A 15,919-nucleotide genomic window follows, 5' to 3' on the forward strand; every position below is an offset into this window, starting at 1 on the left:
ATGACCGACAAGCTCATTCTCGTCAGCCACCCTCTCTGCCCCTATGTCCAGCGTGCGGCGATCTCGTTGACCGAGAAGGGCGTGCCGTTCGAGCGCGTCGACATCGACCTCGCCGACAAGCCGGACTGGTTCAAGGCGATCTCGCCACTCGGCAAGGTGCCGCTGTTGCGCGTCCAGCGAAATGGCGACGAAACGACAATCTTCGAATCCGCGGTCATCCTCGAATTCCTCGAGGAGACACAGGCCAATCCCCTCCACCCGGCCGACCCCTACGCCCGTGCCCGGCACCGTGCCTGGATCGAATACGGCTCGGCCGTGCTCAACGCCATCGGCCGGCTCTATTCAGCACCGACCGAGGCCGGTTTCCTTGCCGAGTCCCGCGCGCTGTCGGGAATGTTTGACCGCCTTGAGGCCGAACTGGCGGACGATGCCTTGCGGAGCGCGCCATGGTTCGCCGGCCACCGCTTTTCGCTGGTCGATGCGGTGTACGGGCCTGTCTTCAGATATCTCGACGCTTTCGACCGGATCGGCGATTTCGGCATCCTGGACGGCAAGCCGCACGTCCAGGCCTGGCGGAAGGCGTTGAATGATCGTCCGTCGATCAAGCACGCCGTAGCGCCGGATTATCCGCAGCGTCTGCATGCTTTTCTGCAAGCAAAGGGATCCTTTCTGTCGAGCCTCATCCGCCGAAACGATCAAGCCGGACCATTTGCGTTGGCACGATCGGCTTGAACGCACGGATCGTGAGCAAGTATGCGCTTCGAGCGGCCTCAGTTCTCGAATATGACAAAGGCGGCCCAGACCCGCGGATCCTGGGCGCCTGATATTTTGCGGTCGCGGGCATCGCGGCGGGTCTGGCGCAGCGCTTCCGGATAGGTTTGTCCGGCGGCAAGATGACCGTAGAACCCAACCATGAAGGCAGCGGTTCCGGCGTCGTCCACAGGCCACAGCGTCAACAGCGAGCGTTTTGCGCCGGCAATGCCGATTGCCGTCGGCAGGCCGCGCAAACCGCCGACGAATGTCTCCTGGCCGCGAGCCGTCTCACAGGCGGACAGGACAAGCAGGTCGAGGCCCGACAAATCCCAGCTCATCAATTCCATGCCATAGAGCCGACCGTCATCGTCATCACGTTTCATCGACTGCCGGTCTCCCGACTGCGACAGCACGACCTGGCTCTGCCAAAGCGCATTCACGGCGCCCACGCCGCCCTCTTTCTCATCACGGTAGGCGCCATGGGTGGCCAGATGCGCAATCGTCGCCCGCTCCATATCCTTGCGCAGCATCCGCTCGCTGGCCGCCGTCCCGGTGAGCATTTCGACCGAATAGTGATCACCGCTCAGGATCGAGGCGATCGCGTCGACCTCCTTGCGGGTGCCGGGCAGCGGCTCCGCCCCTTTTTCCGAACCTCGCGCATAGTCCAACCCGCCGGCCAGCAAGGCTCTGCCCGTCTTGGGAAAACTCTGATCGACGCCGGCATTCAACAGCGATTCCGGCCGCGTCAGCATGCGCACGACGAAACGGTCATCGAGCGACGCGCCCTTGCCGTCCTGCAGCAAGGGGAATGGCACCGAAAACAGTTTTCCGTCCGGCACCACGAAAAGCGTATCGGCTCCACCAAGCGACGGCTCTAACGGCGCGATCAGACCGGCATAAAGCCCGGTGAATGTGGCGCTCAGATCGACCAAGGTCACCGCGCCCCGTTCCTGCGCGGAACGCGTCGACCTCAGGTTCGCCATGCGTGTTTCGCGAGCGGCCGGGATGAGCCGGCGTGGATCGCCGAGATCATAGAGAGACGGCTGCCGATCCTTGCGGGTGACGATCGCATAGAGGCGCTCGTCTTCCAGCGGATCGGCACTCTCCCGATCCGCCCGCCACTTGCGGGCAATGAAGTAGTCGATCAGCGCCTCGTTTGGCTTCAGCAGGGTGCCGGCCGACGGCAGCGGCTTGTCCACCACGCTCTGGCTGAAACTGTATTTGGCCATGACGCTGGCCGTGGCCTTTTCGTATGCCGCCTGAACCTGTCCCGGCTGCACCGCCCCTGGATCGTCGGAACTGTCACCACTAGAGGACGACTCCTGATAAGCCAAGGACAGCCGGATCCCGGTCTGGATCAAATACCGTGTCTCCGTATCGTTCGGATCGATCAAGCGGGACAGTCTGCGCAACAGATCGCGTTTCTCATTTTCAAGCGTCGGCCAGCGGCGCACGGCTTCGGCAAAGGCCGGCACCACCGATGCATTGCCTTTAGCGAGGCGCGCATAGTCGTACAGCATGTCGTCGGCCAGGGCGCGGCTGGCCTCGGCCACGATTGGGTTGCCGGCAGTGCTTACCTGGAACCAATTCCAACGCAGCATGTCCTCGTCGAGAGTCGCGAAATCGGCAGCCGCCTTCTCCGGGCTCGTCTTCGCCCTGAGATTGGCCATGGCCTGCCGCGCGGCAAAGGTAAGCGGATGCACCACCCCGTACGTCGCTTCGGCGATGCTTTGGGCTCGCTCAAGCTGGCTCATCCCGTTTTCCGTGTCGCCTACTGCGATGAAATGCGCGGCGAGCAGGTTGGCGATCTTGATTGCCAGTATTTCGGGATAGTTCGGGTCGGTGGTCAGTTGTTGCAGCCTTGCCGTTGTCGGCTGATCGAGCGGCTGCGCACCAGAGAGTGCCCTGGTATAGAGCAGCCAGGCATCCGCCTGTTCGACCAGATTGCCTTCCTGCTTGAGAACGACGGCAATGTCCCGATCCTGCTGGAAATAGCGCAAGGCCTCGTCGTATTTGCCAAGGTCCAGATAGTCCTGCGCCGTGTTGTTGGCGGTGACCAAAACGTTGAAGTGATCTGAGCCGTAGTAGCCGATCCGCTTCTCCAGCACGGCCAGATCGTATTGCAAGGCGCGTGTTGGAGCCCCCATCTGGCGCAGCATGTCGGCCAGATTGTTCTGCAGCTTCCAGATGAAACGATCATCGGTACCGGCTACCTGCGCAGCCAACCTCAGATTGCGCTGCTCGATATTGATGGCCGACGCGATTTGACCGAATGCGGCGACCCCGGTCGCCAACACATCGTTGGCAAACAGGAGTTCCTGGGATTCCTTGCCGTGGTAATGGGCGTATAGATTGGTGGCTGTCGCGCACATGGAAACGAAGCCCTGATAGTCTTTCTCGGTCTGCTTCAGCATCGCGTAATTGAGATAAAAGTCGCCGCGCTTGGCGACATCCTGCTGCATCGCCCTGGTTTTCAGCCCTTCGGCAAAAATCTCTTCGGCGTAGTCGAGAATCTGGTTGTTGAGGAACGTCGCGCCGGCATTGGAGTAGCTCTCCACGGTGAAGTCGTAGAGGTCGCTTCTGGCGGCATCGAGCAGAGTGGCCCGCAATTGCGCATAGCCTTCATCGAAGCGTCCTGTGTCCATCATCAGTTTGTAGGCCGCGTCAATGCGGGCCTTCAGCGCCTCTTCAGTGCCAGCTGCCCCCTGCTGGCTGGCTTGGTCCGGCGTCTGGGCTTGCGCCTGCGGTGAGAGAAACGCCGCCGCCAGCATCACCAGGACAGATGCAACAACGCGCATCAGATGTTGCGATTCTCGTGTTCTGAACATGGTGTGCGTGCGAACCTGCCGGGGCGAAAAACTCTATGAAGCGGTCCTATCATGACCTAGATTTCGTCCGACATCCCATCGCGTTTCCGTCAATCCTGCCCGCCTGAACGGGTCGATCACCGTGCCGGCGACCATCGAGGCCAGAAACTGCGGCGCCGGCGGAATTTTCGCGACGGTCGCCACCAGCCTGTCGCGGATGAAGGGCAGTGCCACCGAATCCGATTGGTAGAATGGCGTGAATGCCAGCGACAGCGCCTGGAAGACACGCACGTGCCAGCGCCGCGCCTTGGCATAGGCTTCGAGTGCCGCCTCGACACTCTGCGTGCGCGCCAGCGCATGGCTGAGCGCCGCGGCGTCGAGCAGCGCCATGTTGGCCCCTTGCCCAAGCTGCGGGCTGGTCGAGTGCGCTGCATCGCCGATGACGGCAAGTCTCCGCGCAACCGGCATCTTCATCGTGTGGTGGCCGTAGCGGGCCAGCGACAGCTGGTCGAAACTGTCGATCTGGCTGGTGAACGCTTCGCTTTGTGGCCACAGCCGCATGACCCTCTCCTTCCAGGCGTCGATGCCGACAGCGCGCACTGCGTCGGCATCATCGGGCTTCAGGCTCCAGAAGAAGGCCGCCATCTTCTCTGCGCCCGGCTCCGGCCGGCCGATCGGCAGCACCCCGATCATCACGCTGGCCTTGTCGTAGCGCTGCGACAGCGCGTGTTCGTCAAAGCCTTCGCCGCGCCAGCCAAGCGACGCCCAGAACGCGCCATAGGTGAGTGACCGTGGCGCGCCTGCATTGGCCACGCTCTGCCGCAGTTTCGAGCGCGAACCGCTGGCGTCGACCACCAGATCGAACGGCCCTGCCTTTGCCCCATTGCCCCGGATCAGCGTCGCCCGTTCGCCGGCTTCCACCGTCTCGATTTCGACGCCGGTCTCGATGGCGATGGCCTCGCGCCGGGCGGCGCGAAAAAGCACGCCGAACAGCGCCGCCCGGTGCACCGCCAGGCCGAACCGGCGGCCGCGCTGGGCGTCGTAGCGGACGTCGAGCACGGTGCGCCCGGTCGAGGCATCGGCGCCATGCAGCCGGTCGATGCGGGCGCCGAGCGCCAGTATGTCGTCGAGCAAGCCGAGATCGGCCAGAACGGTCAGGCCGGTCGGCTGCAGGATCAGCCCGGAACCGACCGGCTTCGGCTCCTCGAAGCGCTCGAAGATGGTGACCCTGTGCCCTGCCCGCTTGAGATAGAGCGCCGCGGCCAGCCCCGCCGGACCGGCGCCTGCAATTGCGATGTCGTAGGAAATACCGATGCCCCCAAGCCGAACTGGCCGGGACAATCCTTCAGCCGCCTGATGAAATCAAGTCGCGCTACTCAAGCCTGCGTCGCGTCGAAACCGGCACGCGCCTGACGCACCGCATCGTGGTTGAGTTCGGCCCACTGGATCAGATGATGCAGGGCGCCGAACATCGAGCGTCCGAGGTCGGTGAGGCTGTATTCGACGCTGGGCGGCTTGGTCGGGAACACTTTACGATGCACATAGCCGTCACGCTGCAGATCGTGGAGCGTCTGGGTCAGCATGCGCTGCGAGATGTCGGGCACCAGCCGCCGCAATTCGCCAAAGCGATAGGGCTGCTCGGCGAGCGCCGCCATCAGCAGCGAGCTCCATTTGCCGTTGAGCCCCTGGATGACCTCGCGGACCGGACAATCGGCAAGATTTCCACCGCCGGTCATGCCTTTGTAGACGTCGAGTTTGGATCTCAGATTGACGATCCGGCTGTCCATGGCTCGTTCCCTGCGTGTGCCTACCTCCCGAAAAACTGCCTTCTTTACGGCACCAGGTCAATTCCTATTTTAGTGCTGGTCTCTTTTTGAGACCGACGTACACACCCGCCATGCTGGCGCAAAATCAGGACCTCCTCCCATGACCGAAACCCTTCTCGTCACAGGCGCTTCCGGCCAGCTCGGCCGCAGTGTCATCCGCTATCTCCTGGACACGCACAAAGTTCCGCCGGCAAAGATCATCGCCACCACCCGCAACCCGGAAAGCGTCGCCGATCTGGCAGCGCGTGGCATCGTTGTCAGAGCCGCCGACTTCAACGACGCGACCTCGCTGGAAAACGCATTCAAGGGCGCCGACAGGGTGCTGATCATTTCGACCAGCGATCTCGATCTCAAAACCGGCAGGCGTCTGAAGCAGCATGAGGCGGCGGTAGCCGCTGCGAAGAAAGCAGGCGTTTCACATCTGCTCTACACCTCGATGCCTAATCCGGAGCCGGTTTCGCCAGTGCTATTTGCCGGCGACCACTACGGCACTGAGCAGGCGATCAAGGCCAGCGGCATCGCCTATACGATCTTCCGCAACAGCTGGTACCAGGAGAACCTGTTCATGGCCCTGCCGCACGCCATTGCCTCGGGACAGTGGTACACGTCGGCGGGCGACGGCCGCATCGCCCATGGCTCACGCGACGACATGGCCGCGGCCATCGCCGCGGGTCTCGCCTCCGGTTCGACCGACAGCAAGACCTATACGCTAACAGGCCCGCGGGCCTATACGACAGCCGAAATCGCCGCCCTGGTGAGCGAAGTCACCGGCAAGCCGTTGGACGTCATCCAGCTGCCCGACGAGGCCCTGACCGAAGGCGTGAAGGCGGCCGGCGTTCCCGAGGAGTTTGCTCGCGTCATCGTTTCCTTCGATGCCAACACGCGGTCCGGCCGCATCGCCATGGTGACGGACGCGGTCGAAACGCTTTCCGGCAGGAAGCCGCGGACGCTGAAGCAGTTCCTCGAAGCCAATAAGGCCGCACTGGCTGGTTGAAACCAGAGCAATCCCAGGAAAGCTGGAGCGGCGGGAGGTCTCCCTGCCGCCGCGCTACTTCTTGAGCAGGCCGAGCCGGACCAGGCTCTCGCAGGTGGCGGCCAGCGCGTCTTCGCGCGAGCGCGGCGCCCAGCCGAGCACACGCACGGCCTTGGCGTTGGTGGCATTCTTGACCTTGCCAAGCTCCGTCACCAGCTGCGCGGCTTCGGGATTGAACAGCCCCACGATCCGCACCAGCCAATCGGGAAGCTCACGCGTCGTGACGCGCGCCGCCGCGTCGCCGAGCCGCGTCTTCAAGGTCTGCGCGATTTCCCGTACGGTCATGAAATCACCCGATACCGCCAGGAAGCGCTCGCCTTTGGCAGCCGGATTGGTCATGGCGCGCACATGCAGGTCCGCCACGTCGCGTGCGTCGACCGCGCCGAAGGACAGGCGCGGCAGCCCCGGCATGGCACCGTTCATCATGCGCTGGACGAATTCGGTGGAGGTCGAATGGTTGGAGCCGAGCACAGGCCCGAAAATACCCACCGGGTTGACGACCGCCAATTCCAGCCTGCCGCCCTCGGTGGCAATGAAATCCCAGGCCGCGCGCTCGGCAAGCGTCTTCGACTTCACATAGGCGCTGACGTTGGCCGTCGGATCGGTCCAGCTCTCCTCCGTGAACGGCCGGCCTTCTGGCGGCATCTTCCCGTAGCCGATAGCCGCGAAGGACGAGGTCAGCACGACGCGTTTGACGCCAGCGTCGCGCGCCGCCCGCAGCACCCGCAGCGCCCCCTCGCGAGCCGGGATGATCAGATCATCCTCGTGCTTCGGCATGCCGCGCGGAAATGGCGAGGCGACGTGCAGCACATAGTCACAGCCGGCGACCGCTTGCGGCCAGCCGGCGTCGCTCATGAGGTCAGCCATGGCAAAGGACAGCCGGTCGCCCGGCGCGATGCCACCGGCCTTGAGCATGGCCAGAACATCGGCTTCACGCTTGGCGGAGCGCACCGTGGTGCGCACGCGGTAGCCCGCGTTCAGCAGGGCAAGGACACAGTGCGCGCCGAGGAAGCCAGATCCGCCGGTGACAAGCACCAATTCGCCGCTCATGCCCGCCTCCGCACCGCTTCAAGGTAAGGCGATCGAGCTTTTCAGATCGCCACCTGCGTGCCGATCTCCACCACACGCCCGGTCGGGATCTGGAAATATTCGGTCGCGTCGGCCGCCGTGCGTGCCAGGCCGATGAACAGTCGGTCCTGCCACACCGGCATGCCGGAATTGGGCGAAGCCTTGAGCGAGCGCCGCGACAGGAAGAACGACGTCGTCATGATGTCGAACTTCCAGCCCTGCTTGCGGCAGATCGCCAGCGCGCGCGGAATGTTGGGCTGTTCCATGTAGCCGAAAGTCAGCGTCACGCGCATGAACAGCTCGTTGACCGTCTCCATCTTGACCCGGTCGCTGTCGGGCACCACCGGCTGCGGTGCCGTCACCACCGAAAGGATGACGTTCTGCTCATGCAGCACCTTGTAGTGCTTGAGGCTGTGCATCAGCGCTGTCGGTGCACTCAAGGGATCGCTGGTCAGGAACACCGCGGTGCCGGATACCAGTTGCGGCTTCTTCTTCAACAGATTGCCGGCGAGGAAATCGAGCGGGATCTCGTTGCGGCGGGTCTTGTCGAACAGATAGCGGCTGCCGCGCACCCAGGTCCACATACCCAGCACGATTGTGAAGGCCACCAGCAGTGACGCCCAGCCGCCTTCGAACACCTTGACGATGTTGGAGGCGAAGAAACCGATATCGATGAAGGCAAACAGCACCGACAAGCTGATCGCAACCCAGAGCCGCCATTTCCAGATGCGGGTCATCACGACATAGAGCAGCACCGTCGTCACCAGCATGTTGCCGGTCACCGAGATGCCATAGGCGGAGGCGAGCTTGCTGGACTCGCCGAAGCCGACCACCAGCATCATCACCACCAATGCCAGCAGAAGGTTGACACGCGGCATGTAGATCTGGCCGGACTGTTTTTCCGAGGTGTGCAGGATTTCGAGGCGCGGCAGCATGTTGAGCTGCACTGCCTGCCTGGTCAGCGAGAAGGCCCCCGAAATCACAGCCTGACTGGCGATGACGGTCGCTGCGGTCGCCAGCACCACCATCGGAATCAGTGCCCAGCCCTCGTTCATCTCGAAGAACGGATGACCGACGACGCCATTCTTGGCCAGCACGAAGGCGCCCTGCCCGGCATAGTTCAGCAGCAGGCAGGGAAACACGATCGACAGCCAGGCAAGCACGATGGGCTTGCGTCCGAAATGGCCGAGATCGGCATAAAGCGCCTCGGCGCCGGTGACAGCCAGGAAGATGGCGCCGATGGTGACGAAGGCAACGTCGGGCGAATGGATCAGGAAGGCGACGATGTAGTGCGGGCTGATCGCCCACAGGATTTCCGGATCGGCGATGATGTGCTTGAGTCCCGAAAGACCGATCGCCAGGAACCATACGGCGGTCACCGGTCCGAAGACCAGTCCCACCCCGCCCGTACCGAAACGTTGCACCGCGAACACCACGGCGAGAATCACAAGTGTCAGCGGCACGACATAGGGCTGGAAGGTGGGGGTGACGACATTCATGCCTTCGACCGCCGACAGCACGGAAATCGCCGGCGTGATGACCGCATCGCCGAAAAACAGCGAGGCGCCGACGATGCCGATGCCCAGGATCACCGCCGAGCGCTTGGGGAAACTGCCGCGCGCCAGCGCCATCAGCGACAGCACGCCGCCTTCGCCGCGGTTGTCGGCCCGCAGCACGAACATGATGTATTTGATGGTGACGATGATCGTCAGCGACCAGATGATCAGCGACAGGACACCAAGAATATCTCCGCGATCGGCGACGGTGCCGTGAGACGACGCCACCAGCGCCTCGCGAAAGGCATAGATCGGGCTGGTGCCGATATCGCCGTAGACAACGCCCAGCGCGCCCAGCATCAGCACCTTGGTGCTATGCTGTTCGATTTCCGGATGGCTCGACTGTTCGACGGGTTCTGCCTCACTACCAGTGTTGGCAAGGGCCATGGACGACACTCCGATAAGCGCGCGGTGCTCTACGCTTGCTGCAATGCAATATCAAGTGCCGTAGCGTGATGGCTCCCATGTTGGCAACGCTAGGCTCCTTGGGAAATGGCCTATAGTCCAATGGTCGCGGGCTGAATTCGCGGCCACGGGGCATGGCTGGCGCCCATAAAAGCTGCCGTATCAGCCTTTAAATAGCGACTTGCGTGCCGATTTCCACGACACGTCCGGTCGGGATCTGAAAATATTCGGTTGCATCGGCCGCCGTGCGGGCCAGGCCGATGAACAGCCTGTCCTGCCACACCGGCATGCCGGAATTGGGCGAGGCCTTGAGCGAACGCCGCGACAGGAAGAACGATGTCGTCATGATGTCGAACTTCCAGCCCCGCTTGCGGCAGATCGCCAGCGCGCGCGGAATGTTGGGCTGTTCCATATAGCCGAAGGTCAGCGTTACCCGCATGAACAGCTCGTTGACCGTCTCCATCTTGACCCGGTCGCTGTCTGATACCACCGGCTGTGGCGCCGTCACCACCGAAAGGATGACATTCTGCTCATGCAGCACCTTGTAGTGCTTCAGGCTGTGCATCAGCGCTGTCGGTGCACTCAAGGGATCGCTGGTCAGGAACACAGCCGTGCCTGGCACAAGGTGCGGCTTCTTCTTCAGCAGATTGGCGGCAAGAAAATCGAGCGGGATCTCGTTGCGGCGGGTCTTGTCGAACAGATAGCGCGTGCCGCGTATCCAGGTCCACATGATCAGCCCCATCAGGCAGGCAACCGTGATCGATACCCAGCCGCCTTCGAATATCTTTACGATGTTTGCCAGGAAAAAGCCGCTGTCAATGATGCCGAACAGCAATGTCAGCGGCAGCGCGACCGCCAGCCTCCATTTCCACAGCTTGCGCATGACGACGAACAAAAGGATCGTCGTCATCAGCATTTCGCCGGTTACCGAGATGCCGTAGGCGGAAGCCAGCGAACTCGAACTGCCGAAACCGACGACCAGCAGCATCACTCCCAGGGAGATGAGCAGATTGACGCGGGGCATGTAGATCTGGCCGAGTTGCATTTCGGACGTATGCTGCACTTCTATGCGTGGCAGGAGGTTGAGCTGTACCGCCTGGCGGGTCAGCGAAAAAGCACCTGATATGACTGCCTGGCTAGCGATGACGGTTGCGGCCGTCGCCAGCCCCACCATCGGCATCAGTGCCCAGTCGGGCAGCATCTGGAAGAATGGATTGGTTGGCCTCCCGCCATTGGCCAGCACAAAAGCACCTTGCCCGAAATAGTTGAGCAGCAGGCATGGGAAAACCACGGAAAACCACGCCAACACGATAGGCTTGCGTCCAAAATGGCCGAGATCGACATAAAGTGCCTCGGCCCCGGTCACCGCCAGGAACACCGCGCCGACAGTGACAAAGGCGGCCGTGGGTGTGCTGGCGAGATAGGCGACCGCGTAATAGGGATTGATGGCCAGTAGGATCGATGGATCGTCCATCAGGTGATAGAGCCCTGCTACGCCGATAGCCAGGAACCACAGTGCGGTCACCGGCCCGAACACCGCCGCCACCTTTCCCGTGCCGAAGCGCTGCACCGAGAACAGGATGGCCAGGATGATCAGCGTGATTGGCACGACGTAGGCGTCCAGTGTCGGCGTCACCACTCTGAGGCCTTCGACCGCCGACAGCACGGAGATGGCCGGCGTTATGATCGAATCGCCGAAAAACAACGCCGCGCCGCAAAGGCCGATCGCCAGAATAAGTCGCGCACCTTTGGGATAGGCGGTTCGCGCCAGCGACATCAGCGATAACGTACCGCCTTCGCCCTTATTGTCGGCGCGAAGTACGAAGGCGACATATTTTATCGTCACGATGATCGTTAGTGCCCAGACGATCAGCGACAGTACACCAAGCACCTGAGCGCGCGTATCGATACCGGGCGAAGCGTGAAGCGCCTCACGGAAAGCGTAGATCGGACTGGTGCCGATATCGCCATAGACAACGCCGAGCGCACCCAGCATAAGAACTTTGGTGCTGTGCTGTTCGGCCCCGGAATGGCTCGATTGCTCGACGGTTTCGGCCTCGCTATCGCGACTGGCAAGGTCCATAGACCACTCCCCGACGAGCGCGCGGTGCTTCACGCATGCTGCGATGCGATGTCAGTTGCACGCTATGGCTGCCATACCTGCAAGGCGAAACTCTACCCCTACCAACCGCAGGCTCTGAGAAACCGACCCACCGTACCGGCCATGCCATACTCCAACGCGTCGGCTGTCAACCCATGTCCGATTGACACTTCGGCCAATGCCGGAATGCGCTTGGCCAAGGCCGGCAGATTGCCCACCGTCAGATCGTGCCCGGCATTGACCTGGAGGCCGGCAGCGAGTGCCGCGTCGGCCGTTTTTCCCAATCGTTCCAGTTCCTTGGCGGCCTTTGCGGAGTCGGAATGATAGCTGCCATAAGGGCCGGTATAGAGCTCGATCCGGTCGGCGCCAGTGTCTCGCGCGGCTGTCATGCCGGCGGGATCGGCGTCGGAAAACAGCGACACCCTGAAGCCGCCCTTCTTCAGGCGCCTGACGATCGGCGCCAGCAACGCCGCATCGGCGACGAAGTTCCAGCCATGGTCGGAGGTTGCCTGCGCCGGATCATCGGGAACCAGCGTCACCTGCTCGGGTTGATGCTTTTCCACAAGCGCCAGGAAATCCTCGCTCGGGTAGCCTTCGATGTTGAATTCCGCCTGCGGGAACTCATCATCGATCAGCGCCCGGATCTCGGGCAGGTCGGAATGCCGCGTGTGACGTTCGTCGGGACGCGGATGCACGGTCAGCCCATGCGCCCCGGCGGCAAGCGCAAGCCGGCCGATGCCGGTGACGCTGGGCCATGGCAGGTCGCGTCGGTTGCGCAGCATGGCGATGGCGTTGAGGTTGACGGAAAGCTTTGCGGGCATGTCTGGTGTCCGTGAAATCAGGCGGTTAGCACGCGCCACACCTTGTCCGTTCAGCCGCGGCGCGCTTGAGATCCGGCATCTATAGCGCCTTTGATGGGAACAGATAGAGCTTTCCGGTGTTCCAGAAGACCAACGCTGTCTTGCGCAAGGAGGCCCACTCGTGAATTTCCTGCAATCCGTGCCGACGATCCGTCGCATCGACACTGATCGCGACGACCTGTTCGCCATCGACGTGGTCGGTCATGTCTCGGCGGCCGATGCGGAAAACCTGTTCGGCCTGCTGGAGGCGGCCTACGCGCTGCATCAGCGGATCGATGTAGCCGTGCGAATCGTCGATCACGATGGCGTCGACTGGGCCGACATCTCCGACGAGACCCTGAAGCAGGGCGCCGTCCATGCACTGGAACATATAGGCCGCTGCGCGGCGATCGGCATGCCGGATTGGACATCGGACGCGCGACACGCTTTGCCCACGTCGTCGCCCATCGAATTCCGCCATTTCGACGCTGACGACGAAGCCGAGGCCTGGGAATGGCTTGGGGTCCGGCAGGTCGGCGTGCGAGAGAAGCCGGCGTCGTAACTCTATCGGACAATAGTCAATCGCTCGGCGGCCCGCGTAATCGCGGTGTAAAGCCAGCGCTGGCGCGTTTCCTTGAAGGCCCAGCTTTCGTCGAACAGCACGATTTCGTTCCACTGCGAGCCCTGAGCCTTGTGCACGGTCAAGGCATAGCCGTAGTCGAAATCATCAAAACGCTTCTTCTGCTGCCAGGGGATATCGGCGTCGGGATCCTCGAACGCCGCCTTGAGCAGCTTGATCTTGGCGACGCCGCGATCCGGATCGTCCTCTTCCGGCGACACAAGAAGATTGATCCCCGGCTTCACCGTCTCGCGCGACGAGGTCATCACCTTCCACAGCGAACCGTTGAGCAGGCCCTTGGCCGGGTCGTTGCGCAGGCAAACCAGCTTGTCGCCGGCCTGGGGGTAGTCGGCGTTGAAGCCCTTGAGCTCGCGCAGGCGCTGATTGTAGCGGCGGCGCGTGCGATTGGTCCCGACCAGCACCTGGTCCGCCTTCAGCACCAGTTCCTGGGTGACGTCTTCCTTGCCGATCACCTGCGCCGTACCATAGTCGCCGCGCATGAATTCGCGGCCTTCGCGCACGTCGAGCGCCAGCCGCAGGATCGGATTGTCGCGCGCCTGCCGGTGGATTTCAGTGAGCAGGAAGTCGGGCTCGTGATCGGTGAAGAAGCCGCCGCCCGAGATCGGCGGCAGCTGGCCGGGATCGCCCAGCACCAGGATCGGCGTGCCGAAACTCATCAGGTCGCGGCCGAGCTGCTCGTCGACCATCGAACATTCGTCGATGACGACCAGTTTCGCGCGCGAGATCGGGCTCTGCCGGTTGAGCGAAAAGGTCGGCGACATCGAGGTCTTGCCCGTCACCTCGTCTTCTACCGATTCCTCGCCCTTGGGCCTGTAGATCAGCGAATGGATAGTGCGGGCATTGACCGCACCCTTGGAGCGCAGAACCTGGGCGGCCTTGCCGGTGAAGGCGGCGAACTGCACCTGGCCGTCGACATGTTCGGCGAAATAGCGCGCCAGCGTCGTCTTGCCGGTGCCGGCATAGCCGAACAGCCTGAACAGCTGCGGCTTGCCGGCCTGCAGCCAGCGGGCGACCGCTTGCAGCGCCTCGTCCTGTTGGGGTGAGAATTCCATCTGATCGTGTGACCGGATTCGCGAGGGAAAGACAAGATAGGCGCCACCATCGATACAGACAGCGGCTAACTCCCCGCACCCAGATTACCAGGCGCAAACAGGAACGTAAAGGGAACAACCACAGTTCTGCCCGTGATCACCTCGCGGCATGCGGATCGTTTTCCAGCAGGATCGGCTTGCCGTGCGGCGTGGCGTGCGCGGCGCGTTCCCAGGCCTGCGCCATCGCATCGACATCGGATTTGCCGGCCAGCCCCTTTGACGCAAGCAGGCTTTCCAGCGCCGCCAGCCAATGCTCGTAATAGTCATGACCGTCGGCTGCAGAACCCGGCTTCTTCACCTCTGTCGAAAGCGCATCCGCCCACTCGCTCCAGGAGAACAGGCCCTTGTCGTGCAGCGCCACCGTCATGGCGAACGCCTCGGCCTGCCAGGGCTCCGCAAAAACCGGCGCATCGCGGCTGGCGGGAGAATTGGTATCGGCCGCGTCAGGCAGGCTCAAGATAGCTCTCCCAGGCATCGATCGAGACGACAAGGGTCGGATCCGCCCCCTCGCCCCAGATCTCCGTGCCGTCGAAGACCACGGTATAGACCCATTGCGGGTTTTCGCCTTGCCCATGCGCGTTGCTGTCGGGAAAGACGAAGCCGTCGCGCACCGCCTCGACCCTGCCCCGCTTGTCGCGCGCGTAGCGCGGCAGCCTTGTGTGGCCGGTCGGGTGGAAGTTCTTCGTCCGCACGGCGTCACCGGCCTTGAACCGCGCCGGCTCTGCCATCGGCCGGTTGCAGGGACCGCCCTTGGCCAGCACGGCAGGCACATTTTCCGCCTTCAGCACCCGTTTCGGGGTCGCCGCCGCATCGATCGCTTCGCCCGCATCGAGATCGCGTTCGCTGACGAAACCATGGCGCTTGAGCAGGGTTTCCAGCGCCTTGATCCAGATCTGGTAATAGCTGGAGGAATAATAGTCGGCCGGATGCAGCGATTCCCGCGCGTGCCGGCTCTCGTCGATGTTCCAGGCGCCCATGGCGCCGGCGCACAGCGTCACACCCAGCGCCCGCCTTTCCCAGTCGGCGTGGAAATAAGGCTCGTCCTTTTCGGGCGCGACCGGCCCGAACCCCATCTGTCCGCCGAGATCCTGCGGCCCGTTCATGCCGGCTGCCTCGTTTGTTGCGGTTCCTGGGCGAGCGCCGTGCCGATCATCGCGTCACGGCTCACCAGCTCCGCCAGCCGCTCCTCGCTCCAGCCTTCGGTGCCGGCCGGCGGCATCGGCACGACGAGATAGCGCAGTTCCGCCGTCGAATCCCAGACGCGTATCCTGGTGGCGGCCGGCAGCGTCAGCCCGAATTCCTCGAGCACGCCGCGCGGATCGATCACCGCGCGCGACCGATAGGGCGGCGCCTTGTACCAGACCGGCGGCAGGCCGAGCACCGACCATGGATAGCAGGAGCACAGTGTGCAGACGACGAGGTTGTGCGTATCAGCCGTATTGAACACCGCCTGCATGTGCTCGCCCTGGCGGCCGGTATAGCTCAGCGATTCGATCGCCGCCGTCGCGTCGCGCTTGAGCCAATCCGCATAGGCAGGATCGCTCCAGGCCTTTGCCACCACCCTGGCGCCGTTGCGCGGGCCGATCTTGGTCTCGTAGGTATCGACGATAACGTCGATCGCAGCCGGATCGATCAGCCCCTTGCGGGTCAGGATGGTCTCCAGCGCCCGCACGCGGGCGGCAAACGGATCGAGCTCGTTGTCGTGGTCATGATCATGGGACATGGCCGCAAATTACGGTCCCGACCCGCCGGCCGCAAGCATGACGGCTTGGGCCAGCGAAAATCAGCGCCTGCTGGCCG

At 62.9% G+C, this 15,919-nt stretch carries 14 protein-coding genes; 3 read left to right on the forward strand and 11 right to left on the reverse strand.

The annotated features are described in order from the left end of the window. Positions 1-732 carry a glutathione S-transferase family protein gene (locus ACLGL5_RS27165; RefSeq protein ID WP_064983908.1) on the forward strand — a complete coding sequence of 244 codons (732 nt, stop codon included), beginning with the start codon at positions 1-3 and terminating at the stop codon, positions 730-732. 38 nt (positions 733-770) lie between these two features. On the opposite strand, the gene ACLGL5_RS27170 is transcribed toward ACLGL5_RS27165, so the two are convergent. From ACLGL5_RS27170 to ACLGL5_RS27180, 3 genes are all read right to left on the reverse strand, one after another. Next, complete coding sequence (locus ACLGL5_RS27170) at positions 771-3,551, reverse strand: CHAT domain-containing protein (protein WP_069092434.1); 2,781 nt, start codon at positions 3,549-3,551, stop codon at positions 771-773. A gap of 63 nt (positions 3,552-3,614) precedes the next feature. Then, positions 3,615-4,901 (reverse strand): FAD-dependent oxidoreductase, encoded by a 1,287-nt coding sequence (locus tag ACLGL5_RS27175; protein WP_069092435.1) that lies wholly within the window; start codon positions 4,899-4,901, stop codon positions 3,615-3,617. A 35-nt stretch (positions 4,902-4,936) separates the two neighbouring features. Further along, positions 4,937-5,347, reverse strand: coding sequence for a winged helix-turn-helix transcriptional regulator (locus tag ACLGL5_RS27180; RefSeq protein WP_064983902.1), 411 nt, complete (start codon positions 5,345-5,347; stop codon positions 4,937-4,939). Positions 5,348-5,486: 139 nt separating this feature from the next. On the opposite strand from ACLGL5_RS27180, the gene ACLGL5_RS27185 reads away from it, so the two are divergent. Further along, positions 5,487-6,380, forward strand: coding sequence for an SDR family oxidoreductase (locus tag ACLGL5_RS27185; RefSeq protein ID WP_069092436.1), 894 nt, complete (start codon positions 5,487-5,489; stop codon positions 6,378-6,380). A 54-nt stretch (positions 6,381-6,434) separates the two neighbouring features. Here the strand turns inward: ACLGL5_RS27185 and ACLGL5_RS27190 are convergent, their stop codons facing one another. From ACLGL5_RS27190 to ACLGL5_RS27205, 4 genes are all read right to left on the reverse strand, one after another. Then, positions 6,435-7,469 carry an SDR family oxidoreductase gene (locus ACLGL5_RS27190; RefSeq protein ID WP_069092437.1) on the reverse strand — a complete coding sequence of 345 codons (1,035 nt, stop codon included), beginning with the start codon at positions 7,467-7,469 and terminating at the stop codon, positions 6,435-6,437. Between the two features lie 41 nt (positions 7,470-7,510). Then, positions 7,511-9,430, reverse strand: coding sequence for a potassium transporter Kup (locus ACLGL5_RS27195; RefSeq protein ID WP_064984304.1), 1,920 nt, complete (start codon positions 9,428-9,430; stop codon positions 7,511-7,513). Positions 9,431-9,617: 187 nt separating this feature from the next. Beyond that, on the reverse strand, positions 9,618-11,531 hold the full coding sequence (locus ACLGL5_RS27200; RefSeq protein WP_019858984.1) for a potassium transporter Kup: 1,914 nt from the start codon (positions 11,529-11,531) through the stop codon (positions 9,618-9,620). 98 nt (positions 11,532-11,629) lie between these two features. Next, on the reverse strand, positions 11,630-12,370 hold the full coding sequence (locus tag ACLGL5_RS27205; RefSeq protein ID WP_069092438.1) for a pyridoxine 5'-phosphate synthase: 741 nt from the start codon (positions 12,368-12,370) through the stop codon (positions 11,630-11,632). A 160-nt stretch (positions 12,371-12,530) separates the two neighbouring features. Here ACLGL5_RS27205 and ACLGL5_RS27210 point away from each other — a divergent pair, with 160 nt between their 5' ends. Further along, positions 12,531-12,950 carry a SpoIIAA family protein gene (locus ACLGL5_RS27210; RefSeq protein ID WP_038647625.1) on the forward strand — a complete coding sequence of 140 codons (420 nt, stop codon included), beginning with the start codon at positions 12,531-12,533 and terminating at the stop codon, positions 12,948-12,950. A 2-nt stretch (positions 12,951-12,952) separates the two neighbouring features. Here ACLGL5_RS27210 and ACLGL5_RS27215 read toward each other — a convergent pair whose 3' ends face one another. The 4 genes from ACLGL5_RS27215 to nthA form a co-directional block, all read right to left on the reverse strand. Next, a complete protein-coding gene (locus ACLGL5_RS27215) occupies positions 12,953-14,080 on the reverse strand; it encodes an ATP-dependent DNA helicase (RefSeq protein ID WP_010910153.1) in 1,128 nt (375 codons plus the stop codon). Positions 14,081-14,216: 136 nt separating this feature from the next. Continuing rightward, the gene (locus ACLGL5_RS27220; RefSeq protein WP_494372803.1) at positions 14,217-14,594 is read right to left on the reverse strand and encodes a nitrile hydratase accessory protein; all 378 of its coding nucleotides are present in this window, start codon (positions 14,592-14,594) and stop codon (positions 14,217-14,219) included. Next, a complete protein-coding gene (nthB, locus tag ACLGL5_RS27225; RefSeq protein ID WP_069092440.1) occupies positions 14,563-15,222 on the reverse strand; it encodes a nitrile hydratase subunit beta in 660 nt (219 codons plus the stop codon). The genes ACLGL5_RS27220 and nthB overlap by 32 nt, the downstream gene beginning before the upstream one ends. Then, positions 15,219-15,842: a nitrile hydratase subunit alpha gene (gene nthA, locus ACLGL5_RS27230; RefSeq protein WP_069092441.1), complete on the reverse strand. Its 624-nt coding sequence runs from the start codon at positions 15,840-15,842 to the stop codon at positions 15,219-15,221. The genes nthB and nthA overlap by 4 nt, the downstream gene beginning before the upstream one ends. Positions 15,843-15,919 lie beyond the last annotated feature (77 nt).

Source organism: Mesorhizobium sp. U510 (genome assembly GCF_059180695.1).

Bases quoted from the DNA above. Each gene is read 5' to 3' on its own strand.
- ACLGL5_RS27200 (WP_019858984.1), bottom strand. From the start codon at position 11,531: ATGGACCTTGCCAGTCGCGATAGCGAGGCCGAAACCGTCGAGCAATCG.
- nthA (WP_069092441.1), bottom strand. From the start codon at position 15,842: ATGTCCCATGATCATGACCACGACAACGAGCTCGATCCGTTTGCCGCC.
- ACLGL5_RS27165 (WP_064983908.1), top strand. From the start codon at position 1: ATGACCGACAAGCTCATTCTCGTCAGCCACCCTCTCTGCCCCTATGTC.
- ACLGL5_RS27195 (WP_064984304.1), bottom strand. From the start codon at position 9,430: ATGGCCCTTGCCAACACTGGTAGTGAGGCAGAACCCGTCGAACAGTCG.
- ACLGL5_RS27220 (WP_494372803.1), bottom strand. From the start codon at position 14,594: ATGCCTGGGAGAGCTATCTTGAGCCTGCCTGACGCGGCCGATACCAAT.
- ACLGL5_RS27185 (WP_069092436.1), top strand. From the start codon at position 5,487: ATGACCGAAACCCTTCTCGTCACAGGCGCTTCCGGCCAGCTCGGCCGC.
- nthB (WP_069092440.1), bottom strand. From the start codon at position 15,222: ATGAACGGGCCGCAGGATCTCGGCGGACAGATGGGGTTCGGGCCGGTC.
- ACLGL5_RS27215 (WP_010910153.1), bottom strand. From the start codon at position 14,080: ATGGAATTCTCACCCCAACAGGACGAGGCGCTGCAAGCGGTCGCCCGC.
- ACLGL5_RS27170 (WP_069092434.1), bottom strand. From the start codon at position 3,551: ATGCGCGTTGTTGCATCTGTCCTGGTGATGCTGGCGGCGGCGTTTCTC.
- ACLGL5_RS27190 (WP_069092437.1), bottom strand. From the start codon at position 7,469: ATGAGCGGCGAATTGGTGCTTGTCACCGGCGGATCTGGCTTCCTCGGC.
- ACLGL5_RS27180 (WP_064983902.1), bottom strand. From the start codon at position 5,347: ATGGACAGCCGGATCGTCAATCTGAGATCCAAACTCGACGTCTACAAA.
- ACLGL5_RS27205 (WP_069092438.1), bottom strand. From the start codon at position 12,370: ATGCCCGCAAAGCTTTCCGTCAACCTCAACGCCATCGCCATGCTGCGC.